Raw genomic sequence first — 26,042 nt, forward strand, 5'->3', positions numbered from 1 at the left:
GGCCGGGTGCGTCGACCACGTGCCGAGGCGGTCGTCTGGCACGATGACACCGTGCGTTCGTCTCCCCGTTGGCCAGCGATCCTGCTGTTGTTGTCGCTCGTGGTCGCCACTCCCGCGCTCAGTGGCTGTCTCGAGCGTTCGACCACGGTCGGCGACCGGTTCTCCGGCACCGTCATCGTGGCGACCTCCCCGGACAACCCACGCGGCGCGCCGCAACTCGACGTACCGGAGTCGATGGCGTCGCGGGTGACGATGTCGGAGTACTCGACGGTGCCCGATCCGGAGGAGAACGAACCCGAGGACGAATCATCCGCCGAGGACGGCCAGGAACCCGAACCGCCCTATGTGGGCACCCGCGCGGTCTTCACCGACCTGACCAGTGGACAGTTCGGACAGCTCGGGGACATCGTCGCGGCGGCCTATGGCGACGCGGCGATGAGCATGGACCTCAGCGCGCAACGCAGCGGCGACGTCGTCCGTTTCCGCGGCAACGCCGATCTCACCAACCTCACCGCCGGGCGCGACCTGGTGGAGCTGACCATCGTGTTCGGCGGTCCGGTCACCGCGACGAACGGCGAGCAGGTCGGCGAACGGACCGTCCGGTGGTCCCCGCAGGCCGGCGAACCCGCGGACTTCAGCGCGGACTCGACCTATCCCGACCCGGCGACGGCGGCCGTCAGCAGCTGGTCGTGGTTCCTCGCGTTGATCTGTCTGGTCGTCGTGCTGCTGGTGGCGCGGCTGGCGTTCGCGAACCGCGATCGCAGCCCCCGACCCGGTCGCCCGCGTCGTCCGCAGGGCACCGGTCGGTCGGGTGGCAAGAGCGGAGCGACACGCAAGAACCCGACAGCGCAGAACCCGACAGCGCAGAACCCGACAGGGGACACCTCGTCTCGGGCCGGCGCAGGCGAACCGGCGGATTCCCGAACCCGCCCCTGACGGCAGGTCAGTGCGAGGCGGCGGGCATCGCCGATCGGGCGTCGACGCCCAGACGCTCGAGCACCTCACTCGTCGCCTTCGCGAAATTGAGGCTGCAGAAGTGCAGGCACGGGACGCCCTCGGCGATCAGCCGTTGGGCCATCTCGGTGGCGAAATCGATACCGACGGCGCGCACCGCCTCCCGGTTCTCCTCCGCGCCGTCGCCGGCGGCAGCGGCGAACCGTTCCTGCACGTCGTCCGGGATCACCGAACCCGACAGCTCGGCCATACGACGCACGGTGGCCAGGGACGTGATCGGCATGATCCCCGGGATCAGCGGCTTGCCACCCTGTTCGGGGTCGGCGCGGTGGACGCGGTCACGCAACCGCAGGAAGTCATCGACGTCGAAGAACATCTGGGTGATCGAGTACTCCGCCCCGGCCCGCAGCTTTCCGACCAGCGTTCGGGTGTCGTGATCGAGGTCGATCGCCCGATGATGGCCCTCCGGGAACGAGGCGACACCCACGTGGAAGTCTCCCAGATCCCCGATCAGACGCACCAACTCCTCGGCGTACTCGACCCCCTCGGGATGTTTGGTCCATTCGCCGAGCGGGTCGCCGGGCGGGTCGCCGCGCAACGCCAGGATGTTGGTGATGCCCTTGTCGGCGTAGGCGCCCACGAGGGCGCGCAACTCGTCGACGCTGTGGTTCACGGCAGTGAGGTGTGCCACCGGCAGCAGCGTGGTCTGCGTGGCCAGATCGCCTGCGATCCGCACGGTACGGTCCCGAGTGGATCCACCGGCGCCGTAGGTCATGGACACGAACGCCGGTCCGAGTCGTTCGAACGTCCGCACCGCGCGCCACAGCCGAACCTCGGCATCCGCGTCCCGTGGCGGCAAGAACTCGACCGAGAACGGGACCGGGCCGCGATGAGGTACCGAGAGTCGATCGACGATCGACGGTGCTGGGATGGCGGTTGAGGTCACCTGGATATTGTACGGATCGGTCCTCGCGCATCGGTCGGGCCGGTCGTCCGGCGGTGGGCGGTCGGCGCACTAGCCTGTCAGGGTGACCTCCGCACTCCCGATCCCGTCCGGGCTCGACGACGTCCCCGCGGCCGTCGAATCCGCGCTCGGCGAATTCTTCGACCGCGCGGTGCCGGTCGCGGCCCGGATCGATCGGCGGGTCGGGACAGCCGGTGAGGTTCTCCGCGAGTTCGTCCTGTCCGGCGGCAAACGGGTCCGGCCGGTCTTCGCCTACGCCGGCTGGATGGCCGGGCGATCGTCGACGGACACGGTGGTCGCCCCGGACGGCCCTGATGATGCCGACGCCCTACGCGTCGCCGCCGCCCTCGAACTCGTCCAGGCGTGCGCCCTGATCCACGACGACATCATCGACCGCTCCGACACCCGCCGCGGACGGGCGACCGTCCACCGCGAGTTCGAGCGTCGCCACCGCACCGACGAGTGGACCGGCGACGCCGCCCACCACGGCGTGGCCGCCGCGATCCTGATGGGCGATCTGGCGCTGTCGTGGGCCGACGACATGGTGCACGGCCATCACCCCGGCGCCCCGTCCGCCGAGACACCGCGTGCGCTACCGGCCGCCGTCGGACGGGTCTGGTCGTCGATGCGCACCGAGGTGCTCGCCGGGCAATACCTCGACATCGTCAACGAGGCCGCCGGCGACGAGTCGATGGATTCCGCGTATCGCGTGATGGAGTTCAAGACGGCCGCCTACACCGTTGCCCGCCCACTCGAACTCGGCGCCACGCTGGCCGGCGCCCCGGAGACGCTGATCGCCGACCTGCGTTCGGTCGGACACGATCTCGGTATCGCGTTCCAGATGCGCGACGACCTGTTGGGGGTGTTCGGCGATCCGGCGCAGACCGGCAAGCCGTCCGGCGACGACCTCGCCGCAGGCAAGCGCACCGCCCTGCTGGCCGTGGGCATCTCCAACGCCGCACGGCACGACCCGGCCCTCGCCACGACGTTGCGCGACCACCTCGGACGCCCCCTCTCCGATGACGAGATCAGCACGGCCCGCGGCATTCTCGTCGATGTCGGCGCCGTCGACGAGATCGAGCGTCAGATCACGTCGCTCCTGACCGCCGCACTCGACACCCTCGACACCGCACCGCTTTCCGATGTGGTCCGCGCCGAACTCGTCGCATTCGCCGGGCGGATCGCGCACCGCACGACGTGACCGGGATGACCGCACCCGGCTCTCCGCCGGCCGATTCCGGCGCTCCGCCACAGCAGTCGCTGTGGCGCCGCATACGCGGCACACCCGCCTCGGGCGATCTACTCCTCGGCGTCATCGGGGCCATTGCCGTCTGCATCGGCAGCTTCGGCGTCGGCGACATCGCCCGCAACAACACCGTCGCGCAGGATCTGGGCCTGTCGATGATCACCTACGGGCACGGGAAGACCTTGTTCGGCACGGTGTTCTGGCTCGGGGTCGCCGCCATGGTGATCGCATGGGTACGTCTGGGTCGCGGGATCGCCGACTGCTCCGCCATCCCGTCGGTGCGTGCCCTGCGCGTCGGGGTGCTGGCGTGGGCGGCACCGTTGCTGATCGCCGTCCCCGTCTACAGCCGGGACGTGTACGCCTACCTCGCCCAGGGCGCGGTGTTCCGTGAAGGATTCAACCCGTACGCCGACGGCCCCGCCCACTATCCCGGTCCGCTGCTGGACAGCATGGCCCAGGTCTGGGCCACCACGACCGCACCCTACGGCCCCTTCTTCGTCGGCGTGACGCGCATCGTCACCGAGATCACCGGCGATCACGTGATCCTCGGCGTCTACGCCATGCGTCTTGCGCTGCTGCCGGGGCTGCTGCTGGCCGTGTGGGCGATTCCCCGTCTGGCCGTGCACTTCTCGGCATCACCCCAGGCCGGCCTGTGGCTTGCGGTCGCCAACCCGATGGTCCTCATCCACCTCGTCGCCGGCACCCATGTCGAGTTGCTGCTGATGGGCATCCTGGTCGCCGGGGTCACGTTGGTCGTCACCGGACGTCACATCTCCGGCCTGGTGGTGCTGGGGCTCGCGGTGTCGATCAAGGTCACCGCGGGCATCGCGATCCCGTTCGTCGTGTGGATCTGGTTGGCGCACATCCGCGCCCGCCGACCGGTGCGACCCGCCGACCGTCTCCGGGTCTTCGCCGCCGTTGTCGGGGTCACCGTCGCGGTGTTCGCCGTGTGTACCGCCGCCGTCGGCCTGGGATTGGGGTGGCTGACCGGTCTGGGTTGGGCCGACCGGATCATCAACTGGTTCTCCGTCCCCACCCTCATGGGTCATCTGGTGACTCTCGTCGCCGCGCCGTTCACCGCGCTGAACCTGCAACCCGTACTCACGGTGACGCGAGCGATCGGCGCGGTCGTGTTGGCGATCGTGCTCGTCGCCCTGTGGTGGTGGGGCCGCCGTGACGAACGAACCGCGATGGCCGCAATGGTGTGGGCGATGTTGGCGGTGCTGCTCCTCGAACCGTCGACCCTGCCCTGGTATTACACCTGGCTGCTGTGCCTCGCAGTGGCGTTCACCCTGCCGGGGCGGGTCCGGGCCCTGGTCGTGTTCGTGTCCACGTTCATGCTGATCGTGTTCCAGCCCGACGATTCGATCGTGTTCTACAAGCTGCCGGAAACCCTGTTGGCCACGGCCCTGTCGACGCTGGCAGCGGTCTCGTTGCTCCACCGCGACCCACTACGGCTGGGCCGAGTGGTCGACTGGTTCACCGCCCCGGTCGATGACGCGGTGCCGGACAACGACTCTCGCGCCGATCTCAGAACGCCTGGGCCTGCGCACGACGAATGACCTCACGCGCCGAGTGCGTGTGCAACGCCTCCGCCGGATGGATCCCGAGGTCGTCCTGGACGGTGAACAGCCATCGCATCGCCTCGTCGCGGGAGTACCCGCCGTCGAGCAGCACCTCCACGAGTCCGGTGAAATGCTTGACGATTCCCAGGTCGTCGAAGAAGACCTCGGGGATGGCCGGCTGACCCTCACGGGACACGGCCAGGAGTTGGTGATCCCGGATCAGCGTGCGCACACGGTTGGACGAGACACGCAGCCGCCCGGCAGCCTCGTCGACGGTGAGCGTGGCGATGTCGGACGGGAGACTGTCCTGCGACAGCGGTAGTGAACCCACGATCCGAAGCCTACCGGCTCGCCGACCGGTTCGGTCCCCGGTCACCGTGGCGGCGCCCGGTAGATTCGGCCCCGTGACACATCCCGCCGACCCCCTCCTGGGCTCGACCCTGGAGGCTCGCTATCGCGTCGACGCGCCCATCGCGCGCGGCGGGATGTCGGCGGTGTATGTCGGGGTCGACCTGCGGCTGGGCCGGTCGGTCGCGATCAAGGTGATGGACGAACGCTACAGCGGCGACCCGTTGTTCCTGCGCCGGTTCGAATTCGAGGCACGCGCCGTCGCCGGACTGAAACACCCCGGGCTCGTCGCCGTCTACGACCAGGGGATCGACAACGGTGTCGTCTTCCTGGTGATGGAACTGCTCGAAGGCGGCAGTCTGCGCGAGCTGCTGCGCGAACGGGGACCGATGCCGCCGCACGCCGTCACGGCCGTGGCCGACCCTGTCCTCGGTGGGCTCGGGACGGCGCACGCCGCCGGCCTCGTGCACCGGGACGTCAAGCCCGAGAACGTCCTCATCTCCGATCAGGGCGAGGTGAAGGTGGCCGACTTCGGTCTGGTCCGCGCCGTCGCCGAGGCCGGGGTCACCTCCGCCAGCGTCATCCTGGGGACCGCCGCGTATCTGTCGCCCGAGCAGGTCGACTCCGGGGACGCGGACGCCCGCAGCGACGTGTACTCGATGGGCGTGATGATGTTCGAACTACTCACCGGCCGAACACCGTTCCGCGGCGACACCCCTCTCGCCCTCGCCTATCAACGGCTCAGCTACGACGTCCCCGCGCCGGGTGACGTCGTCGACGGCGTGCCCGAGGAGTTCGACGAGATCGTATTGCGTGCCACCGAACGCAACCCCGCCGACCGGTACGCCGACGGATTCGACATGCAGCGCGCCCTGATCGCCGCTGCCGACGAACTCGAACTGCCGACTTTCACCGTGCCCGCACCACACCGGTCCGCGGAGCGCGAGACCATGGCACGGGTGCGCGCCGGGGTGCCGCCGGCCGCCGCGCCCGCGGCGCCGCCGCCCCCGCGGCAGACGAAGATGCAGTCCCGACCCGGTCCTCCATCGGCGCCGGAGCAGAGTCGGCCGCCTCAGGCTCAGCGGACTCGCGCGGTAGGTGACCTGCCGACCGAGCAGGACGACCGGGGCGCCCTGCGCGCCGCCATCTGGATCGGGCTCGTCCTCGTCCTCGCGGTCGCCGTCGCGGCGGTCTGCTGGTGGGTCGGACAGACCTACCTCATCTGAGCAGATGGGCTCAGCCGCGCAACATCTCGGCGACGAGGAAGGCGAGCTCCAGTGACTGCTGGGTGTTGAGCCGCGGGTCGCAGGCGGTCTCGTAGCGGCCGCCGAGGTCGAGGTCGGAGATGTCCTGGGCGCCACCGAGACACTCGGTGACATCCTCACCGGTGAGTTCGATGTGCACGCCGCCCGGATGAGTGCCCAGCGCATGGTGGACCTCGAAGAAACCCTGCACCTCGTCGACGACGCGGTCGAAGTGGCGGGTCTTGAAACCGGTGGACGACTCGTGGGTGTTGCCGTGCATCGGATCGCACTGCCAGATCACCTTGTGTCCGGTCGCCTCCACCGCGGACACGATCGCCGGCAGGACATCGCGCACCTTGCCGTTGCCCATCCGCGACACCAGTGTGAGCCGGCCCGGCCGGTTGTGCGGATCGAGACGTTGCACGTACTCGACGGCCTGCTCCGGCGTCGTCGTCGGTCCGATCTTGACCCCGATCGGATTGCTGATGAGCTCCGCGAGTGCGATGTGGGCGCCGTCGAGCTGACGGGTGCGCTCCCCGATCCACAGGAAGTGCGCGGACAGGTCGTAGAGCACCTTCTCGTCCGGGTTGTCCGGATCGTCGGCCAGCCGCAGCATCGCGCGTTCGTAGTCGACGACGAGGGCCTCATGCGACGCGAAGATCGACGCGGAGTCGAGATTCGAGTCGGTCACCCCGCAGGCGTCCATGAACCGCAGACCACGGTCGATCTCCGAGGCGAGCGCCTCATATCGAGCCCCGGCCGGCGACGTGCGGACGAACTCGCGATTCCAGAGGTGCACGCGGCGCAGATCTGCCTCCGAACCCGTCAGGGCGCGAACCAGATTCATCGCCGCGGCGGCGTTCGCGTAGGCGCGGACCAGTCGGGACGGGTCGTGCACGCGGGCCGTCTCCTCGGCGAGGAACCCGTTGATCATGTCGCCCCGGTAGGACAGCAGGCCCAGCGCGTCGGTGTCCGCCGATCGCGGCTTGGCGTACTGCCCGGCGATCCGGGCGACCTTCACCACCGGCATGCTGGCGCCGTAGGTGAGCACCACGGCCATCTGCAGCAGCGTCCGGATGTTGCCCTTGATGTGCGGTTCGGTGTTGTCGACGAAGGTCTCCGCGCAATCGCCGCCCTGGAGCAGGAACGCCCGACCCTCGGCGACCTCGGCGAGCTGCGCGGACAGCGCCTGCACCTCGATCGGCATGCAGATCGGCGGCACGCTCTCGAGAACGGTGCGCATCTTGCGCGCCTCCTCGGCGGGCCAGCTCGGCTGCTGCAACGCCGGCCGGGAAATGGCGTCGTCGAAGCGGGTCTGCAGGTCACCGGGCAACGGCGGGAGTTCCGGAAGGTCCTCGATCGGAACGTCTACGGTCCAGTTGGTCACCACGAATACAGGGTAGTCGAGCGCGTCGGACAACTCCCCGAGGGGCCGCTGCCCTGGGCCGACGACTACCCGCGCCGGGACTCCTCGATGACCTGCCAGCGGCGCCAGTTGTGCCGCGCATCGGTGAGCGCGTCGTGCGCGTCCCGCGGCGACGGCGGCAAGGCCGGACGGCCTACGGCCTCCCAATGCTGGCGCAACTCCCGCGTGAACCGGGGTATCGCGCGCGGCAACGCCGTCATGGGGCCCCACAGCTGGCACAGCACCACGTGGTCGTAGGCACCGACCCACGCCCACAGTTCCACCTCGTCATCGGCCTCGGTGAGGAATGCGAGCAGGTCGTCGCGGATCTGCCGACGGCTGCGCCACGACGGCGACGCCGGCGACGGCAACTTCGGCAGCACGTTCGCTCGCACCCAGACGCCCGCTCGTGCAGGATCGAACTCGGTGGACACCGCGTAGTATTCGCGACCGTCCTCGGCGACGACACCGATGGAGATGAGCTCGATCGTGGTGCCGTCCTCGATAAACTCCGAGTCGTAGAAGAACCGCATACCCCACAGTATTCACACACCATGTGAGCGGAGAATCGTCGAGACCATGACTGTTCTGTCCGAGACCGATCTGTCCGGGGTCGAGACCCGGCTACGACGATGGGTGCCGTCGACCCGCGCCCGCGTCGTGATCGCCGCGACCTTCGCCGTGTCGGTGATCCTGCAGATCGTCGGCGTCCCGTTCACATCGAGCTTCGGCACCCGCACCCGGATCGACCTCGACGTCTACCGCCTCGGTGCGCAGATCTGGCAGCAGGGCCAGAGCCTGTACGCCGACGGGTCGATGCCGTTCACCAGCGACGGGATCTGGCTTCCGTTCACCTATCCCCCGTTCGCCGCCATCGGGTTCGTCCCGCTGGGTCTGCTCGGACTCGGTATCGCCGGCCTGCTGATGTCGCTGCTCACCGCCGGACTCGTCGTCGTGATCGTGCACATCGTCCTCGGGGTGTCGTCGGTGGGCGCACCGGCCAACCGTTGGTGGATCGCACTGCTGGTCGGTTCGGTTGCCCTGTGGTCGAATCCGTTGTGGATGACATTGGGCTTCGGGCAGATCAACATCATCCTGATGACCCTGATCGTCGTCGACCTGTTCGTCGTGGGCCGGGGACGCGCGCGGGCCGCAGGTCCGGCGCGCGGGGTGCTCACCGGACTCGCGGGCGCGGTGAAACTAACGCCGATGGTGTTCGTCACCGTCTTCCTCACGGCTCGGCAGTGGCGGTCGGCACTGACCGCGGTGGGCACCTTCCTCGGTGCCGGCCTCCTCGCCTGGATCTGGCTGCCCGCCGACTCGCTGACGTACTGGACGCACACGCTCTTCCACACGACGCGCATCGGGGACCCAGCGGGACGGATCAACCAGAACCTGAATGCGATGTGGATTCGTCTGGTGCCCCACGAGGAGACGACCGAACAGTTGCTGTGGGTGGCCAGCTCACTGGTGGTCACCGCCCTCGCGTTCGCCGCGGTCCGTGCATGCCGTCCGGTGTCGGCGTTCGAGGCGTTGCGCGGTCCGCAGGGAAACGCGTCCGGCGGCGTGGTGGCGGTGTTGGTCGCCTGCGTCGCCGCGGTGTGGGGACTGCTGGTGTCGCCCACATCGTGGGCGCACCACTGGGTCTGGGCGGTACCGACGATCCTGGCCGCGACGGTGATCGCAGTGCGCAGCACCGACCGGCGGCTGCGGATCGCGTACGGCGGTGTCGCTCTGACGGGTGTCGTCGTCTTCGCGCTCGGGCCGTTCCAGTTCCTGTCGTCGGCGGTGCGACAGTGGTCGGTCGTCGACCACATCGTCGGCAACGCCTACACGCTGTGGGGTCTGGGCCTGCTGCTCGTCGTGTTGCTGCTGCCGCCCCAGTGGACCGGCGACGACTCCGCGCGGCCCCGGCCCGCGCTCGCCGACGTCACCGCGAAGTAGTCGGCAGTCTCGACCCGCCCTTCGTGGCTCGTCGCTTGCGCTCCTCGCACCTCAGGGAACGGTTCGTGGCTCGTCGCTTGCGCTCCTCGCACCTCAGGGAGCGGGGCCCACTCCCGACTCAGGCGGCTGCGGGTGTCGACGGCTCCGCGGGCTTGTTCTTGAGCGAGGCGGCATAGATGTCGACGTATTGCTGACCGCCCAGCTGCATCAGTTCGTACATGATCTCGTCGGTGACGGCGCGCTCGATGAACCGGTTGCCCTGCATTCCCTCGTACCGGGCGAAATCGAGCGGCTTGCCGATCTTCACGACGATGCGCGCCGGGCGCGGGATGACCGTTCCGGGCGGATTGAGCTTGTCGGTGTTGATCATCGCGACCGGGATCACCGGCACCCCGGTGTCGAGGGCGACCCGGGCCAGACCTGTCTTGCCCTTGTACAGGCGCCCGTCCGGTGAACGCGTGCCCTCGGGGTACATGCCCATGAGGTGCCCGGCTTCGAGCTGCCGGCGCGCCGCGGTCAGGGCTCCGGCGGCCGCTTCCGCCCCCGACCTGTCGATGGGGATCTGGCCGACCGCCGAGAAGAACCACCTCTGGAACGCGCCCTTGGCGCCGGTGCCGGTGAAGTATTCGCTCTTGGCCAGGAAGTAGATGCGACGCCGCACCATCAGCGGCAGATAGAAACTGTCCATGACGGCGAGATGATTGCTGGCGAGAATCGCCGGCCCGCGGTCGGGAATGTTCTCCAGCCCCTCGATCCTGGGACGGCCGAGCACTCGCAGAATCGGCCCGAGCAACACGAATTTAAACGTGTAGTACCACATCGAAGACTCCGAACTTCGTCGATCGCCGCCGCCTCAGACATTACCCGCCGAGACCTGTCGCACCGGGCCGAATCCGACCGGCCCCGCAGAAACGATACACATCCTCATCTTCGGCCGCGCACCGCCGAGAGCTCCGCGTTGATCGCTTGGCGCGCAACTTCTGCCGCACCGATCACGCCCGCGCTCTCGCCGAGCTGCGTACCGCGGATACGCGCGAGTTGCCGGTGGCCGGCCCCGGTCACCAGCCGCGCGTAGTGTTCGCGCGCCTCGTCCAGGAACAACCCGGACGCCGCGCCGACCCCGCCCGCCAGCACGATGAGGTCGGGATCGAAGATGTCGGCGATCATCGCCAGCCCCTGGCCGAGCGACGCGGCGAACTGCGCGAACGCGGCCAATGCGACCGCGTCGCCGTCGGCGGCGGCGCCGGCGACGCGCCGCCCGGTCAGCGCGCCGGGGTCCATGGCGACGTCGGCGGCGAGTTGACTGCGACCCCAGTCCCCGTCGGCCAGCAATTCGAGCACCGTGTCGACCAGTGCTGTTCCGCTGCAATACCTTTCCCAGCAGCCGAGCTTGCCGCACGAACACGGGCGGCCGTCGGGGACCACGGTGAGGTGCCCGAGTTCGGGCGCAACCCCGAAGCTGCCGCGGTAGATCTCGCTGTCCAGCAGCAGGCCGGCACCGATCCCGGTACCGATCGCCAGGACGAGCGAGTTCCGGCCACGGGAGGCGGCACCGAAGCGCTGCTCGGCGACGGCGGCGGCGTTGGCGTCGTGCTCGGCGAAGACCGGGATGCCGATGCGGGCGGACATGTCCTCGGCGACGGTGGCCTCACGCCACGGCAGGTGCGGGGCGAACCGGATCATCCGCCGGTCGGGTGTGAGGAACCCGGCGATGGCCAGTCCGACTGCTTTCGCCGCCCACCGCGAGGTCAGTTCACCGACCAACCGGTCCAGACAGTGCTCGAGCGCCTGCGCGGTCGGCGGAGTCGCCGCACGCAGCGTGTCGAGCATCGACCCGCGATCGTCGACGACCGACGCACGCACGCTCGTGCCGCCGATGTCGATGCCGATCGTCAAGTCCCCCATCAGCTCTCGCTCTCTCCGTGCGGGCGGCGGACGCCGTCGCGCCCACCCACGTCGATGCGAACCGAGATCGGTTGGTACGTCGGCTCCTCGTTCCCGGCGCCCGGCGGGCTCGAGCGCAGGGCACTCGCGATCGCCTCGAGCACCGCGATCAGCGCGGCGATGAGCCGCGCGAGCAGATCACCGAGTTCGCTGAGCAACGAGGTGATCTCACCGGACAGGTCGGCCAGGTTGGCGGCGTCGGCCGACGACGAATCGGCGCGTTGCCCGGTCGCCGCGGGGCGCCGTTGCCCGGCGCCACCGAACACGGCGGCGAGCTGATCGATCTGGGCGGCCAGGCCGAGCAGGAGGTCACGCACCGGGTCACCGGAGGAACCGCGGGAGTGGCCTGCGGCGTCGTCGCCGTCACGTCCGGTCGTGTCGTCCGAGGTCATCTGGGCAGCTCTCCTGTCCGGCTCGGCAGTAGTGTACGTGACGTCGGGTGGCCTCAGGCCCCGGGCGACGAGGCGACGTCAACGGCCTCGTGGCCACACCGCGGGGTCCGGGACGAAGGTGATCGCGATCTCGGTGCCGTCCCAGGCCGCATCGACGACCACGCAGCGCCGCAGCACCGACGGTAACCGGACCGGATGCCGGAACCCGCCGACCGTCACCAGCAGATCGTCGCCCGAGCGACCCAACTGCAGGCTCGCGGGGTCGGGAAGCCTTTGACGCCACCTGAGTTCGAACATCCGGTCGGCGCCGGCCGGCTTCTGCGCATCGTCGACCTCGGCCACCTTCGCGGCGCCGCAACCGCACCGGCGGCCGTTCGGTGTCGCCAATCCGACACCCACCTTGCGAAGTCGCGCCGCACGGTCGATCGGCCCGTCCACCCGCGGCACGTCGAGGCAGTCGATCTCGGCGCCGTCTTCCACCACCGACCGTAAACGGGCGATGCGGTCGTCACAACCGTCACCGACACCGCGGTTCAGGATCACCGACCGCAGCGCCAGTCCCATGACGTCGACGGTGGCGAGGAAGTCGGGTAGCAGTCGCTCGCCGCGGTCATCTGCGCCGACCACCAGGTGAACGGCGACACTGTGGGCGTCGGTTGTCAGCTCGGTGATGTCGACGCAATCCCTGTCGATGGCGTCCACCGCTGCCGTGAGCTGGGCGAGAACGGGACGCTCGGCGGCAGCCGCAAGCCGTCGATGCCTGGGCCACAGGCGATTCAAGGTCTGACTCAGCACCGCCGCGGACCGCAGGAACGCGAACGGGTCACCGACCCCGGATGCGTCGACGACGATCCGGCGCCATGTTCCGCTGACCGCTTCGTCCCGGATTCGGCGCAGGACGAGAAAATCCTCGATACCCGGGAGCGCGGTCAGCTCCGCGGCCGAGATCTCCGACAACACGCCGACGCCCGGCAGACTCACGCGTGATCTCGCGAGGGTCTCCGAGAGGACGGCCGTGAAATCCGACCACGCACGCTCCAACAACGCGAGACGATCCAGTGACAGCACGTGCAACCGTGACGAGGCAGCCACCGGTTCGTCGGGCGTGCGGAAGACGCCGAAGATCGACGCCGACGGGGAGAAGCGGTCGACGGTGATCAGGAGGGTGTCGTGCTCGGGAACCAGCGTCGTGCCGGCGCCGGTGTCCGACGACGTGCTGGCCCGGCCGCGCGGCCGGCCCAGGGCGCCGGAGGCCGCGGTCACCGAGACGCCGGCCCCACCCGGCCCGATCACCACATGGATGGGCGTGAGATCGATCAGCCTTCGACCCTCTTCTTCAAGTCGTTCAGCGCGGCTTCGGTGATCGCCTTCTCGGCACGCCGCTTGAGCTGTCCGATCATGGGTACCAACAGATCGACCATCAGTTCGTAGGTGACCTTGGTCGAGCCCGGAACCTGCTGCGACAGAACATATCGCCCGCGTTGGTCGCGTTGCAGGTCACTGCTGACGAGGGCCCACGACACCTCCCGGCCGTCGGCGGCCCAGTCGTAGCGCAGCACGTACGTGTCCTGCAGGACACCGGCGTCGAGGACGAAGCGCACCACGCGTGGGCGGCCGTCGTCACCGGTCTCGGTGACCTCCACCTCCCGCGCCGCGGACACCCAGTCCGGGTAGTGGTCGAAGTCGGCGATCACCGCCATGATGTCGGCGGCATCGGCACTGATGACGATGGAGCGCTCGGTGCGGTCGGCCATCAGCGCGCCACCCTCTCACCGCTGGACGCGGCGTCCGCGGCCGGATCCGTGACCGCCGGTCCGCCCACCCCGCGACCGGCCTCGAGCCGCTCCTTCACCTCGAAGGACATCACCTTGCCGGCGGCCCGGCGATCCCGGTTGGCGTCCGCCAGGGCGGTGCCCCGCGCACGCGGGTCGTCGGGGAGGGAACCCTCGGGCTCGGCGTGCAGGAAGTAATGCAGCACGAAACCGTCCAGCACCGGCTCGCACCAGATCTCCATGCTGCCCACGAGCGGTCCGCCGACCGTCCAGCGCACACCAGCCGCACCGCGATCCTCGGTCACCGTGAGATGCAGATCGGGCCACCACCGCCGCCAGTTCCCCCGGTCGCCGACCATCTCGGTCGCCAGCGACGGAGCTGCCGCGACGAAGGTCTCGTCGGCCACCTGAATGCTCGTCACGATCACTAGCTTCACATACTCCGGGTGACCCGGGACAGCAGACCTCGCGGGACGCGCGTACGGTTTGCGCGGCGGCGGGACTACCATCGCTGCAGAGAACCGAAGGTGAGAGGTGGCCCGATGAGTGAGTTCAGCGTGCCGGCGGAGTTCTCCATCTCGGAGAGCGACGATTGCACCGACATCGTCTTCCGGATCGCCGAGCGCGAACCGGACAAGGTGATGTTCCGGCGCAAGGCGGCTCAGGAATGGCTGCCGGTGACGGCGTCGGACGCCGCGGCCCAGATCACCGCGATCGCCAAGGGGCTGATCGCCGCGGGCGTCGCACCCGGCGATCGCGTGGCACTGCTCTCCCGCACGCGACTGGAGTGGAATCTCATCGATTTCGCGATCTGGGCTGCGGGTGCCATCACCGTGCCGATCTACGATTCGTCCTCCGGGCCGCAGATCGAGTGGATCATGCGGGACTCCGGCGCCACCACCATCGTCGTCGAAGACGACGGTCATCGTGAGATCGTCGACGGCATCGACGGTCTCGGCCCGGTCAGCGTGCTCCAGATCGACGTGACCGACGGTGAGGGGGCGATCGCGCACCTGACGAAGACAGGCGCGGAGATCCACGACGACGAGGTCGTCAAGCGCCGCGCCGCCGTCCGCTCCGCCGATCCCGCGACCCTCATCTACACCTCGGGCACCACCGGACGCCCCAAGGGTTGCGAGCTCACCCACGCCAACCTGCTGTCCGAGGTACGCGGTGTCCTGGCGAGCTCGATGAGCTCACTGCTGGGACCGGACAAGCGGCTGCTGATGTTCCTTCCGCTCGCGCATGTGCTCGCCCGCGCCATCACCCTGGTCGCCATCGAGGCCGGTGTGGAGGTGGGCCATCACGCCGACACCCGCACCCTCGTCGGCGAGTTCGCGTCGTTCCGGCCGTCCGTGATCCTGTCGGTGCCGCGCGTGTTCGAGAAGGTCTACAACACCGCCCGGCAGTCGGCTCACGACGACGGCAAGGGAAAGATCTTCGACGCCGCCGCGAATGTCGCCATCGACTACTCGGCCGCCGAGGAACGCGGTTCGGTCGGCTTGGTGCTCAAGGTCAAACACGCACTGTTCGATCGTCTCGTCTACGGCAAGCTGCGGGCCGCGCTCGGCGGGCAGTGTGAGGCCGCCATCTCCGGTGGCGCCCCGCTCGGGCCGCGCCTCGGGCATTTCTTCCGCGGCATCGGCGTCCCGGTGTTCGAGGGCTACGGGCTGACCGAGACCACCGCCGCGTTCAGCGTCAACACGCCCGGCGCGGTCAAGGTCGGTACGGTCGGTAAACCGTTGCCGGGCAACAGTGTCCGGATCGCCGACGACGGCGAGGTGATGTTGTCCGGCGGCGTGGTGTTCAGTGAGTACTGGCAGAACCCCGACGCGACCGCGGCCGCCGTCGAGGACGGCTGGTTCCACACCGGCGACCTCGGCACGCTGGACTCCGACGGCTTCCTCACCATCACCGGACGCAAGAAGGAACTGATCGTCACCGCCGGCGGCAAGAATGTGTCACCGGCCGGACTCGAGGACGTGATCCGCGCGAACGCGCTCGTCTCGCAGGCCGTGGTCATCGGGGATGCGAAACCGTTCATCGCGGCACTGGTCACCATCGATCCCGAGGCCTTCCCCGCGTGGAAGGAGCGCAACGGCAAACCCGCCGATGCGACGGTCGGCGATCTCGCCGACGACGCGGACCTGCGCGCCGAGGTCGCCTCCGCGGTGGAGTCGGCAAACCAGACGGTGTCACATGCGGAGGCGATCAAGAAGTTCCGCATCCTCGCCGACGACTTCACCGAGGAGACCGGGGAGATGACGCCGACGCTGAAGGTCAAGCGTAATGTCGTGGTGGACAAGTTCTCCGGCGACATCGACGCGATCTACGCGAAATAACGGTTCGCCCAACCGCTTCGACGATTCTGTCAGCGGACGGGTGTCTCAGAGGAGCTGTCGCAGCCGCGCGGCGATGGCACGCCACTGCCACGTCGCGAGCACGTGCTCACGGCCTCGCGCACCCATCTCGGCCGCCGCTGCCGGGTCGCGCAGGATCGCGGTGATCGCCAATGCGACGGCGTCGATGTCGGTTCCGTCGACGACGGTCCCGGTGACCCCTTCCACGACCGTCTCCGGAGCCCCGCCGGATTGCCCGGCGACGACGGGGACCCCGGTCGCCGACGCCTCCAGATAGACGATGCCGAGCCCTTCCACGTCGAGCCCGCCACCACGCGTGCGCGCCGGCATCGCGAACACGTCGGCGACGTTGTGGTATCCGGGTAGGTCGGCCGACGGGACCGAGCCCGTGAACACGACATGGTCCGAGACGGCGTTCTCGTGCGCGAGTTTCCGCAGCGCCTCGGCGTGCGGACCGCCGCCGACGATCACCAGACACACGTCCCCGACCTCGCGGCGGATCAGCGGCAGCGCCCGGATCAGGACATCCTGACCCTTGCGCGGCACCAGTCGCGACAGACACAGGACGGTCGGCCGATCCCCCAGTCCGAGCTGCCCGCGTAGCCGCTGCCGTGCCCCCGCATCGGGGGCGAATCGCTCGGTGTCGACGCCCGGCGGCAGATACTCGAGCGCGGCGTGCGCTCCGAACGCCGCCGCGAAACGGCCACGGGTGTAACGACTCACGAACGTCACCGCGTCCGCGTGACCGCCGATGTAGGTGAGTACCTGTCGGGCAACCGGGAGCATCGACCAGCCGACCTCGTGGCCGTGGGTGCTCGCGACGACACGTCGTGCCCCCGCGCGGCGTACCGCAGGCGCGAGGGTCGCCAGCGGGGCGGCCGCACCGAACCACACCGTCGAGATGTCATGGCTCCGAATGATCTTCGCGGCGCGCCGGGCCACCGACGGAGTCGGCAACATCAGTGTCGTCGGATGACGCACCACCGTGTACGGCTGCGCCGCATCGAACTCCTCGTGCCCTCGCCACCGCGGCGCATACACCACGACGTCATCGGGCGGCAGCAGGTCGACGAGGTTCTGCAGATACGACTGGATCCCACCCGGTCGAGGCGGAAAGTCGTTGGTGATCAAGAGGGTCCGATTCATCAGCGCACCTGGGTGGACAGCCATCGTTGCCAATCGGCGACGAAGTCGGTACGCGACACCCCGAGTGCGTCGGAGATCGCCTGGTCGGCCCGGCGGGGGTCGGCATCGGCCGCGACACCGGTGTAGAGGGTACGCAACTCGTCCTCCCCGAAACGGTCGGCGACGAACGCCGCCACCGACCACGCGGACTGGTAGGCCACGACGGCCTCCTCGGAATCGACCGCGAAGTCGCGGTCGGCCGGGAAGTCCGCCGGCACGTCGCCGGCCCGGATCTGCGCGGCGAGATCCGGCGCGGCGTCATCGAATCGGCCGTAGGTGCCCTTGCGTCCCACGTACTCCGACACTCCCTCGGTGATCCACAGCGGCGCTCCCGGGGCCGTGACGACCCGGGTGGCGATGTGCGTCAGCTCATGACGCAACACCACCCCCAACGCGGCGTCGGAGAGTCGGTCGGCCCCCGGGGTGAGGATCACCCGCTGCCCCACCGCGACGTCGTCGTCGGAGTCGATGCGGCTGTAGACGGTGGCGGCGGCCGCCCCGGTCACATCGGTGCCGGCGCTGCGTGCCAGGGCCCGGAACTCCGCCGGTCGATCGGTGGCGACGACTGCCGTCCGGCGCGGCCAGTCCTCGCCCCAGAAATCGTCGACGGCGACCACCGCTCCCGGCAGCATTCCACGGACCCGGTCGACGGTTTCGGCGGTACCGGGATACGACGCGATCACCGACGTTCCGCCGTCAGTGGCGACATCGGTGGCGGCGAGGCCCGGCAGGTCCCAGAGTTGTGCCGGCGCGGCGGTGCCCCCGATGGCGGTCGCGTCCCCGACCACCTTCCAGTCGTCGCCGTAGCGCGCCATCACCAGTTGCATGTTCACGGTCACTTCGGGTTCGTCGAGACCGGGCGTATCCGCACCGCCCAGCGCATATCGCAGATCGACCGGCGCCACCCACGAATCCGAGCTGCCCTGGGCGTCGAGCCGCTGCTGCAGGCCCGCGGGGACGAGCACCTCCGCCTCGGTACTGGGGACGACCTCGTACCGGAACTCTTTCAGCCGCAACGCGGTTCCGCGCGGCGGGATCGTCGGCACCGAGGTCGGGGAGGACGGGGACGCCGTCGGGGATTCGCGCTCGTCCGTCGAACGGGGCGCTGCGGAAGATTCGGCGGAGACCGACGCGGTGGGAACGGACTCCGGGGCCACGGACTCGGCGGGCACCGCGTGGCCGCCCAGGTTGGCCGCGATCACCTGAAGGTGCCTGCGGAACCCGGGCGCGGCCGCTTCGTCGACGACGGTGTCGACCAGCTTCGGGTCGCCGCTGCGCAGCGCGTCGTCGAGCACGTCGAGGGCGGCCTGGACCCCGGCGGTCCGCTGTCGCTCGTACACGTTGGCCGACGTCGTCGTGGTCGGCGCGCTGCTCGACTGGGTGACCGGTGGTGCGGCGGTGCCGCATCCCGCGATCACCGCGACCGCCAGTCCGACAAGGCCGGTGGCAGTGGTGAATCGCGCGACGGACACGTCAGCGCCGATCACCGGACCGCGTCCACGGAGCCCGCCGCTCAGTACCGGCGAGCGGAATTGAACGGTCCCGCCTCGTCCACGGGCACGACCTTCACGGGCACCCCGAATGTCGAGGCGTGGATGACGTAGCCGTCGCCGACGTACATGCCGACGTGATGGGCGTCCGGGTAGTAGATGATCAGATCGCCCGGACGCAGGTTCTGCCGGTCGACGGGCTGACCGGCACCGCCCTGCGCCTGACTCGACCGGGGCAGTGTCTTGCCGGCCTGCTGATACGCCCACACCATGAGCCCTGAACAGTCGAACGAGCTCGGCCCCGTCGCGCCCCACACGTACGGGTCGCCGATCCGGGTCAGTGCAGCCTGTACGGCGATGAGTGCGGTCGACGTGCCCTTGGGCACGACGCGGGGATCGAAATCGAACTTCGGTCCCTGCAGGGCGGCGAGTTGCCGACCGGTCATCGATTCGTAGACGGCCCGGATCTGCACGGCCTGCAATTGCAGGTTCGCCTGCTTCGCCTGCAGTTCACCACGGGTCTTCTCGGCCGCGGCGACGGCGGCGGTCGCCTCGGCTGCCGTCTCGTCGGCCTCGGTCTTGGCCGCCTGTGTGTTGCGCCGCGCATCCTTGAGTCCCTGGAGATCCGCCGCCGACTGACGCGAGATCAGTTCGAGGCCGGACATCTGGTCGAGCAGGGACTGCGGTGAGTCGCTCACCAGCACGGCGTAGAGGCGATTGACGCGGGCACCCTTGTAGCTGGCGCGCACGACCGAGTCGACGCGCGTCTGATACTGCGCGAGACGCTCCTGCGTGGACGCCAGGGAGCGCTCCGCCGCGGTCGATGCCTTCCGCGCGTCGGCGACGATCCGGCGCTGCTTGTCGTACTCGATCTGCGCGTTGTGCATCGCCTCGGCCGACTTCTCGGCGTCGTCGCTGAGCTTCTTGTATTCGGCGAGGAGCTGATCGGGTGTGCGTACCGGCGCTGCCCCGGCATCTCCGGCGCCGATGGACGGACCGAGCTGCCCCAGTGACACCACCGCGGCGAGGAGCAGCGCGACCAGCATCGCCGGCCCCGATCGCCCACGTGTCGCCGATCGTCCGGAAACCACGCCTGTCACCAGTCCTCCACCACTTCCCCGTGATCACCTGCGGCCGACGCCCGACCGGAACATCGTGCCCTGCAGGTGATTCAGGTGGGCGGATCACGCGCTCACGTGATCCGCCCACCCATCAAGCTCACATCTGTCGCGTCCGGCGCTCAGTAGCGTCGGATGCCGGTCAGATCCCAGTTGTTGACGTTGTCCTTCTGAACCGGGGTTCCGTAGGTCGACGAGTGGACGAACTTGCCGTTGCCCGCGTAGATGCCCGCGTGGCCGCCGCCGTTGAAGATCAGGACGTCGCCTGGCTTGGCCGACGCGATCGAGGCGACGGGGGTGCCGCCGCCGAGCTGGCCGTAGCTGTCGCGCGGGATGGTCTTGCCGGCCTTCTTGTAGGACCAGTAGACGAGACCCGAGCAGTCGAAGGCGTTCGGGCCGGCCGCGCCGTAGGAGTACGGCGAACCGATCTTGCTCTCGGCGTTGCTCACGGCCTTCTGGGCGACGGTGGGCTGCACGCCGAGGAAGCCGCCGCCACCCTTGGGCTTGAACTCCTGCGGGATCTGGTCGTCGTTCAGACCGGGAACGGTGAAGGTGCCGATGTTCGGGATCTCGACACTGGCTCCGGGCGACTTGGTCACCGGCGCGGCCTGCGGCGCAACCTGCTTCGGCTCCTGGAATTGCTGGGGGATCTGCTGGCTGTCGACCCCAGGAAGTTCGAAAGTGCCGATGTTCGGCACGTGCACAGGTGCGGCGAGTGCCGGGCCTGCGGCTACGGCCAGCGAGCCGACGGTGATCGATCCCGCAACCACCGCGCGCTTGGCCACCTTGCTGCCACGGTTGGGCTGCTCCAAACGATGTTTCGCCACGAAGCGACTTCTCCTTGCTCTCCCTTCGACCGCCGACCGGGTTAGCTGTCGGATTCGGGCCGGAAGACTGGCCCTACACACGAGTCGATGACACCCTTGGCGTCGTCGGGCACGCGCGATTCACCCCAATTCGGATCGCTCCGAAAATGATGGTTCCCCGGTTCGCCCAGAGGGCGATTGAGCGGTGACCGATCCAGACCACTCCTGTTGGAGCGGGACGCTCTGAAAAGGTCTCGGAAAGGTTACGAAATCGAACGCGGGTCTGTCCACCGACCGCCGAGTACGGACTCGGGGCCCGTCGCTCACCCCGCTCGCAAGATACGCAGATTACGCGACGAAAAGCCGTCCTGAGCAGTGGTTTTTTCGGCTCTTGCAGATACTGCAGAGCCTCTGGTGACCATCGCAGCAGCGACGAAGACATCGATCGCGGCGTCGATCTCGGCGTCCGCCGAGGGGCCCGATTCCGTAACCTTTCCTCCACCTTCGAGCACGGGGTTTCCGCTGTTGGGAGCCTCGAAGAGCACCTGCATCATGCATCCGTCACACGAGGCGGGACGACCCGGGCAGGTCTGGCAGTCGACGTACATGTGTGATCTCCATCTCATTTGCCGGACATGGGTATGTCGAGGGCGTCCGGGCGGCCTGTCGGCGTCCGTTCGCCACCTGAGACGGACAGTAGGGGCGACCACCGACAGTGACGGCCGGGCGACGACGCGAACCCACCTTTCCCGCCTGTCACACCAGAATCTGTCGTTACATCGAACTAATGTTCGGTCCGTGGTGCGTGCAACGACGACGGGTGGCGGACAGCTCACCTTTTTCGACCTCGATCGTGAGTCCGCCGACCGCCGGGCCGACGACGACGAGGACCGTTTCGACCGTTCGCTGTTCGACACGACCATGGTCGTCGTGGACCTCGAGACCACGGGTGGGAGCAGCGCGACAGATCGGATCACCGAGATCGGCGCGGTCAAGATCCGGGGCGGCGAGGTCATCGGGGAGTTCGCCACCCTCGTCGACCCCGGTTGCCGGATCCCCCCGAAGATCGTCACGCTGACCGGCATCACCGAGGCGATGGTGTCCGACGCCCCCGATATCGGCGCGGTACTCCCCTCGTTCGTCGAGTTCGCCCGCGGCGCAATCCTGGTGGCGCACAACGCGCGCTTCGACATGGGGTTCCTGCGGAACAACGCGAACCGGCTGGGCATCGACTGGCCGTTCCACACCAGTCTCTGCACGGTCACCTTGGCGCGCCGGATCCTCAGCCGCGACGAAGCACCGTCGGTGCGCCTGTCCGCGCTCGCCGATCTGTTCGACGTGTCCGTGCGGCCCACGCACCGAGCCCTCGATGACGCGCGCGCGACGGTCGAGGTACTACATCGTCTGCTCGAGCGTGTCGGCAATCAGGGTGTGGGCACCTACGGCGAACTGACCGCCTATCTCCCTCGCCGTGATCCGCGACTGCGGGCCAAGCGGTCGCTGGCACAGGGGGTTCCGTCGCGGCCGGGTGTCTATTTGTTCCGCGGGCCCTCCGACGAGGTGTTGTACGTGGGTACGGCGGTCGACCTGCGTCGCCGGGTGCTGTCCTACTTCACCGGCGGCGACCCACGGCGCCGGATGGGTGAGATGGTCTCGGTGGCCACCCGCATCGATCATGTCGAGTGCGCCCACGGCCTCGAGGCCGGAGTCCGCGAGCTCCGCCTGCTCGCCGCACATGCACCCGCCTACAACCGCCGCTCGACCCAGCCACACCGCGGCTGGTGGGTGGTGTTGACCGGCGAACGGTTCCCACGACTGAAGGTCTCGCGCACCCCCACCGACGACTGCCTCGGGCCAATCGGCAACCGCACCACGGCCGCCACCATCGCCGACCTCATCGGCGGTGCCGCCGGCCTACGGAGTTGCACAGGCCGATCGGGCTCGGCGTCACACCATTGGTGTCGGTCGGAGGCGGCGGGCGGGCCTCGCATCGGGGGGTGCGCCGCCGCCTCGGATCGGCCGTTGACCCTGCCGGATTATCTGCCCCGGGTCGCCGCCGTCCGTGACCTGATGACCGGAGAGTCCGACGAGATACTCGGCAGCCTCACCGATCGGTTGGCGCAGCTGTCCGACGCCCGGATGTTCGAGAGCGCGGCGCGCCACCGCGACCGGCTGTCGACGACGATCGACGTGCTCGCCCGCTGCCAGCGTCTGTCGGCGTTGTGCCGGATCGCCGAACTCGTGGTGGCCCGCCCGGACGACCAACGAGGCTGGGAGCTCGCGGTGATCCGGCACGGCCGCCTCGCCGGCGCGGGCGTCGCGCGACGCGGCGTCGCACCCATGCCGGTGGTGCAGACCCTCGTCGCCGCGGCGGAGACGGTGACCCCGGGATCCGGTCCCCTCTTCGGCGCGCCTTTGGAGGAGACGGCCCTGCTCTACCGGTGGATCACCGAGCCCGGCGCACGCATCGTCGCGGCCAGCGAACCGTTCGCTCTGCCCGGCGCCTGTGCGCAGCGATGGTCGGCGTGGTCGCGCACGGCACACGACGCCCGGGAGACGCGTCGTCGTGCCGGGTGAGGCCGTCGGTGCGCACTACTGTGTCAACCATGATCACCGCCATCGTCCTGATCCACGCCGACGTCCACCAGATCCCGGAGACCGCGCAGGCGGTCGCGGACATCCCCGGCGTGTCCGAGGTGTACTCCTGCGCCGGTGATGTCGACCTGATCGCCAAGATCAAAGTGCGCGACCACGATCAGATCGCCGACGTGGTCACCGGCAAGATCAACCGTTTACCCGGGGTGACCCACAGCGCCACCCACATCGCGTTCCGCAGCTACTCGCGATCCGACGTGGAAGGCGGGTTCTCCATCGGCGAGGAGTGACACTCCGGCCGCACCGAATCCCGTCCTGCGTCAGCGGGACGCGGCGAGTTCGGTGCTGAGGGCCGCCCAACGGTCGAGCAGACGGGCGACGTCGCCGTTGTCGATCACCGCCGCGGCGCGCGTCATCGCGTCGCCCATCGCGTCGCGCAACTGGGCGCCGGACATGGCCTCCCGCTGTTCGAAGGCGACGATCGCGCCGGCCGCGTTGAGCAACACCGCGTCGCGCACCGGGTCGCGGGTGCCGGCGAACAGATCACGGGCGATACCGGCGTTGACCGTCGCGTCACCGCCCTGCAGTGCGGCCAATTCGACGCGATCGATGCCGAGGTCGGCGGGGTCGAGGCTGAGCTCGGTGACCGAGCCGGCGACGACCTGCCACACCGTCGAGGTCGTCGTCGTGGTCAGTTCGTCGAGGCCGTCGTCGCCCCGCACCACCAGCACCGAGTTGCCCCGGTCCGCGAATGTCCTCGCCAGGACCGGGGCGAGGTCGACGAAGGCGCATCCGATCAGCCCGCTCTGCGGACGGGCCGGGTTGGTGAGCGGACCCAGCACGTTGAACACGGTGGGGATACCGATCTCCTTGCGCGGGGGTCCGGTGAACCGGAAGGCGGGGTGGAACACCGGGGCGAAGCAGAACCCGATGTTGACCTCGTCGACGCACCTCGCCACGTCCGCGGGACCGAGGGAGATCCCGACGCCGAGGGCCTCGAGGACATCGGCGCCCCCGCTCTTCGACGACGCCGCCCGGTTTCCGTGCTTGACCACCGGCACACCGGCAGCTGCGATCACCATCGACGTCATCGTGGAGATGTTCACCGTGTGGGACCGATCGCCGCCGGTGCCGACGACATCGACCGCCGGACGTGTCACGTCGACCAGCGTGGCGTGCTCGAGCATCGCCGACGCCAGGCCGCGCAGCTCGGTCGGCGCCGCACCCTTCATCTTGACGCCCACGCCGAACGCGGCGATCTGGGCGCCCGTCGCGGCATCACTCATGATCTCGTTCATCGCCCATGACGCCTCGTCGATGGTCAGGTCGACGCCGTCGGTGACGCGCCCGAGGATCTGCGGCCAGGTGTACGCGGAAGAGTCGGTGCTGCTCACAGAGGAAACAGTAGTGGTCGCGGCCCTAACCCTGCGCCACCGGTCGCTGCAGTACCTCCCAGCGCAGGACGACCCCGCGGTGCCGCGAGCCGAGACTGGCCATCCGCGAACGTTCCTGCGACAGGTGCACGGCGTCGAGCGTCTGCACACGCGCCAGGTGCACGACGACCAGGCCGGATTCCCCGTCGCCGGTGGGCTCCGCGTTCGTATCGGTCGCGCGCTGGTCGACGACGACGGATGTGTAGCCGTCCAGAGCAGCGGTCGCGACGGCGTCGTCGAGCCGTGACGCGGGCAGACGCAACACGTGGCGGAGTACGACCTCGTCGTCGGGTCGCCAGGACGATCGATCCAGCACCACCGAACTCGCCGCGGCGTCGTCGTCGGATTCGGCGACGACCACCAGCTCGGCCTCGGTGGCGTCGAGCGGGTCCCGGTCGTGACGCCGCCCGATCACGCGCTCACGCAACCGCTCCCAGCGCCCGGGGGTCACCGGCCGCCCGTTCAGGTCACGCCGTAGACCCGGCGGGTCAGGGTTGGATTCGCCTGTCACATTCCCAGGAAACCACGCGTTCTCCAGACACGCCGAAACGCCGGTGAGCGGCGACGACCAGCGACAAGAGAAAAAGTTCCGGTGAATATCGGACCCAAGTGGTCAGGGCTTACTACGAACCGTCATACTTCACTTTGTGACTAGCGCTGTAGGTACCTCAGGAACAGCCATCACCTCGCGCGTGCACTCGCTGAACCGGCCCAACATGGTCAGCGTCGGTACGATCGTGTGGCTGTCCAGTGAGCTCATGTTCTTCGCTGGACTGTTCGCGATGTATTTCGTCGCGCGCGCCAACTCGTCGGTCGGGTGGCCGCCGGAACCCACGGAGCTGAACCTCACGCTGGCGATCCCGGTCACGACGGTGCTGATCCTGTCCTCGGTGACCTGCCAGATGGGTGTGTTCGCCGCCGAGCGCGGCGACGTCTTCGGCCTCCGCCGCTGGTATGTCCTCACCTTCCTGATGGGCGCCTTCTTCGTCGCCGGCCAGGCATACGAGTACATCCACCTCGTCGAACACGGCACCACACTGAGTTCCAGCGCTTACGGTTCGGTCTTCTACATGGCCACCGGTTTCCACGGTCTGCACGTGATCGGCGGCCTCGTCGCCTTCATCTTCCTGCTGATCCGCACCAAACTCTCCAAGTTCACGCCGGCCCAGGCCACCGCCGCGATCGTCGTGTCCTACTACTGGCACTTCGTCGACATCGTCTGGATCGGCCTCTTCGTCACGATCTACTTCATCAGGTAGGGCAACCGCCGACCTGGC

At 68.9% G+C, this 26,042-nt stretch carries 26 protein-coding genes and 1 riboswitch; of the genes, 9 read left to right on the top strand and 17 right to left on the bottom strand.

Annotated features, from left to right (window positions below):
- Positions 1-51: 51 nt before the first annotated feature.
- Positions 52-936, top strand: a complete 885-nt coding sequence (locus V1Y59_RS08880; RefSeq protein WP_330504465.1) for an LppM family (lipo)protein — start codon at positions 52-54, stop codon at positions 934-936.
- Positions 937-943: 7 nt separating this feature from the next.
- Here V1Y59_RS08880 and V1Y59_RS08885 read toward each other — a convergent pair whose 3' ends face one another.
- Complete coding sequence (locus tag V1Y59_RS08885; protein ID WP_330504466.1) at positions 944-1,900, bottom strand: methylenetetrahydrofolate reductase; 957 nt, start codon at positions 1,898-1,900, stop codon at positions 944-946.
- 82 nt (positions 1,901-1,982) lie between these two features.
- Between V1Y59_RS08885 and V1Y59_RS08890 the strand changes: the two genes are divergently transcribed.
- Positions 1,983-3,119 carry a polyprenyl synthetase family protein gene (locus V1Y59_RS08890; protein ID WP_330504467.1) on the top strand — a complete coding sequence of 379 codons (1,137 nt, stop codon included), beginning with the start codon at positions 1,983-1,985 and terminating at the stop codon, positions 3,117-3,119.
- Positions 3,120-3,124: 5 nt separating this feature from the next.
- Entirely contained in the window at positions 3,125-4,726 is a 1,602-nt protein-coding gene (locus tag V1Y59_RS08895; RefSeq protein WP_330504468.1) for an alpha-(1->6)-mannopyranosyltransferase A, read from the top strand.
- On the opposite strand, the gene V1Y59_RS08900 is transcribed toward V1Y59_RS08895, so the two are convergent.
- Positions 4,695-5,060: an Rv2175c family DNA-binding protein gene (locus V1Y59_RS08900; protein WP_330504469.1), complete on the bottom strand. Its 366-nt coding sequence runs from the start codon at positions 5,058-5,060 to the stop codon at positions 4,695-4,697. The two genes, V1Y59_RS08895 and V1Y59_RS08900, sit on opposite strands and share 32 nt — an antisense overlap.
- Positions 5,061-5,133: 73 nt before the next feature.
- Here V1Y59_RS08900 and V1Y59_RS08905 point away from each other — a divergent pair, with 73 nt between their 5' ends.
- Complete coding sequence (locus V1Y59_RS08905) at positions 5,134-6,303, top strand: protein kinase domain-containing protein (RefSeq protein ID WP_330504470.1); 1,170 nt, start codon at positions 5,134-5,136, stop codon at positions 6,301-6,303.
- A 10-nt stretch (positions 6,304-6,313) separates the two neighbouring features.
- Here V1Y59_RS08905 and V1Y59_RS08910 read toward each other — a convergent pair whose 3' ends face one another.
- The gene (locus tag V1Y59_RS08910; RefSeq protein WP_330504600.1) at positions 6,314-7,708 is read right to left on the bottom strand and encodes a class II 3-deoxy-7-phosphoheptulonate synthase; all 1,395 of its coding nucleotides are present in this window, start codon (positions 7,706-7,708) and stop codon (positions 6,314-6,316) included.
- A gap of 65 nt (positions 7,709-7,773) precedes the next feature.
- Positions 7,774-8,259, bottom strand: coding sequence for a polyadenylate-specific 3'-exoribonuclease AS (locus V1Y59_RS08915; protein ID WP_330504471.1), 486 nt, complete (start codon positions 8,257-8,259; stop codon positions 7,774-7,776).
- A gap of 46 nt (positions 8,260-8,305) precedes the next feature.
- On the opposite strand from V1Y59_RS08915, the gene V1Y59_RS08920 reads away from it, so the two are divergent.
- Entirely contained in the window at positions 8,306-9,670 is a 1,365-nt protein-coding gene (locus V1Y59_RS08920) for a glycosyltransferase 87 family protein (RefSeq protein WP_330504472.1), read from the top strand.
- 118 nt (positions 9,671-9,788) lie between these two features.
- On the opposite strand, the gene V1Y59_RS08925 is transcribed toward V1Y59_RS08920, so the two are convergent.
- The 6 genes from V1Y59_RS08925 to V1Y59_RS08950 form a co-directional block, all read right to left on the bottom strand.
- Positions 9,789-10,490, bottom strand: a complete 702-nt coding sequence (locus V1Y59_RS08925; protein WP_330504473.1) for a lysophospholipid acyltransferase family protein — start codon at positions 10,488-10,490, stop codon at positions 9,789-9,791.
- Positions 10,491-10,594: 104 nt separating this feature from the next.
- Positions 10,595-11,575 (bottom strand): ROK family protein, encoded by a 981-nt coding sequence (locus V1Y59_RS08930; RefSeq protein WP_330504474.1) that lies wholly within the window; start codon positions 11,573-11,575, stop codon positions 10,595-10,597.
- The gene (locus V1Y59_RS08935; RefSeq protein ID WP_330504475.1) at positions 11,575-12,006 is read right to left on the bottom strand and encodes a hypothetical protein; all 432 of its coding nucleotides are present in this window, start codon (positions 12,004-12,006) and stop codon (positions 11,575-11,577) included. Before V1Y59_RS08935 ends, V1Y59_RS08930 begins: the two co-directional genes overlap by 1 nt.
- Before the next feature lie 78 nt (positions 12,007-12,084).
- Positions 12,085-13,302 carry an ArsA family ATPase gene (locus tag V1Y59_RS08940; protein WP_330504476.1) on the bottom strand — a complete coding sequence of 406 codons (1,218 nt, stop codon included), beginning with the start codon at positions 13,300-13,302 and terminating at the stop codon, positions 12,085-12,087.
- A gap of 20 nt (positions 13,303-13,322) precedes the next feature.
- A complete protein-coding gene (locus V1Y59_RS08945; RefSeq protein WP_330504477.1) occupies positions 13,323-13,760 on the bottom strand; it encodes an SRPBCC family protein in 438 nt (145 codons plus the stop codon).
- Entirely contained in the window at positions 13,760-14,215 is a 456-nt protein-coding gene (locus tag V1Y59_RS08950; RefSeq protein ID WP_330504478.1) for a hypothetical protein, read from the bottom strand. Before V1Y59_RS08950 ends, V1Y59_RS08945 begins: the two co-directional genes overlap by 1 nt.
- Before the next feature lie 105 nt (positions 14,216-14,320).
- Here V1Y59_RS08950 and V1Y59_RS08955 point away from each other — a divergent pair, with 105 nt between their 5' ends.
- Positions 14,321-16,120 (top strand): AMP-dependent synthetase/ligase, encoded by a 1,800-nt coding sequence (locus tag V1Y59_RS08955; protein ID WP_330504479.1) that lies wholly within the window; start codon positions 14,321-14,323, stop codon positions 16,118-16,120.
- 45 nt (positions 16,121-16,165) lie between these two features.
- Here the strand turns inward: V1Y59_RS08955 and V1Y59_RS08960 are convergent, their stop codons facing one another.
- The 5 genes from V1Y59_RS08960 to V1Y59_RS08980 all read right to left on the bottom strand — a co-directional run bounded on the left by V1Y59_RS08960 (position 16,166) and on the right by V1Y59_RS08980 (position 21,291).
- Entirely contained in the window at positions 16,166-17,284 is a 1,119-nt protein-coding gene (locus tag V1Y59_RS08960; RefSeq protein ID WP_330504480.1) for a glycosyltransferase family 4 protein, read from the bottom strand.
- Positions 17,284-18,810 (bottom strand): gluzincin family metallopeptidase, encoded by a 1,527-nt coding sequence (locus V1Y59_RS08965; protein ID WP_330504481.1) that lies wholly within the window; start codon positions 18,808-18,810, stop codon positions 17,284-17,286. Before V1Y59_RS08965 ends, V1Y59_RS08960 begins: the two co-directional genes overlap by 1 nt.
- Positions 18,811-18,836: 26 nt before the next feature.
- Positions 18,837-19,859 (bottom strand): C40 family peptidase, encoded by a 1,023-nt coding sequence (locus V1Y59_RS08970; protein ID WP_330504601.1) that lies wholly within the window; start codon positions 19,857-19,859, stop codon positions 18,837-18,839.
- Positions 19,860-20,053: 194 nt separating this feature from the next.
- The gene (locus V1Y59_RS08975; protein ID WP_330504482.1) at positions 20,054-20,758 is read right to left on the bottom strand and encodes a C40 family peptidase; all 705 of its coding nucleotides are present in this window, start codon (positions 20,756-20,758) and stop codon (positions 20,054-20,056) included.
- Positions 20,759-20,772: 14 nt separating this feature from the next.
- Positions 20,773-20,952: riboswitch (cyclic di-AMP (ydaO/yuaA leader) on the bottom strand.
- Between the two features lie 108 nt (positions 20,953-21,060).
- Positions 21,061-21,291: a hypothetical protein gene (locus V1Y59_RS08980; protein WP_330504483.1), complete on the bottom strand. Its 231-nt coding sequence runs from the start codon at positions 21,289-21,291 to the stop codon at positions 21,061-21,063.
- 247 nt (positions 21,292-21,538) lie between these two features.
- Here V1Y59_RS08980 and V1Y59_RS08985 point away from each other — a divergent pair, with 247 nt between their 5' ends.
- Positions 21,539-23,314: a DEDD exonuclease domain-containing protein gene (locus V1Y59_RS08985; RefSeq protein ID WP_431309140.1), complete on the top strand. Its 1,776-nt coding sequence runs from the start codon at positions 21,539-21,541 to the stop codon at positions 23,312-23,314.
- A gap of 29 nt (positions 23,315-23,343) precedes the next feature.
- Entirely contained in the window at positions 23,344-23,622 is a 279-nt protein-coding gene (locus tag V1Y59_RS08990; RefSeq protein WP_160901131.1) for an Lrp/AsnC family transcriptional regulator, read from the top strand.
- A 30-nt stretch (positions 23,623-23,652) separates the two neighbouring features.
- Here the strand turns inward: V1Y59_RS08990 and trpD are convergent, their stop codons facing one another.
- Both trpD and V1Y59_RS09000 read right to left on the bottom strand, forming a co-directional pair.
- On the bottom strand, positions 23,653-24,726 hold the full coding sequence (gene trpD / locus V1Y59_RS08995; protein ID WP_330504487.1) for an anthranilate phosphoribosyltransferase: 1,074 nt from the start codon (positions 24,724-24,726) through the stop codon (positions 23,653-23,655).
- 25 nt (positions 24,727-24,751) lie between these two features.
- A complete protein-coding gene (locus V1Y59_RS09000) occupies positions 24,752-25,276 on the bottom strand; it encodes a hypothetical protein (RefSeq protein ID WP_330504488.1) in 525 nt (174 codons plus the stop codon).
- A gap of 136 nt (positions 25,277-25,412) precedes the next feature.
- Here V1Y59_RS09000 and ctaE point away from each other — a divergent pair, with 136 nt between their 5' ends.
- Positions 25,413-26,024 carry an aa3-type cytochrome oxidase subunit III gene (ctaE, locus tag V1Y59_RS09005; RefSeq protein ID WP_330504489.1) on the top strand — a complete coding sequence of 204 codons (612 nt, stop codon included), beginning with the start codon at positions 25,413-25,415 and terminating at the stop codon, positions 26,022-26,024.
- Positions 26,025-26,042: the final 18 nt, after the last annotated feature.

The organism is Gordonia prachuapensis, from assembly GCF_036350515.1.
GTDB lineage: Bacteria > Actinomycetota > Actinomycetes > Mycobacteriales > Mycobacteriaceae > Gordonia > Gordonia prachuapensis.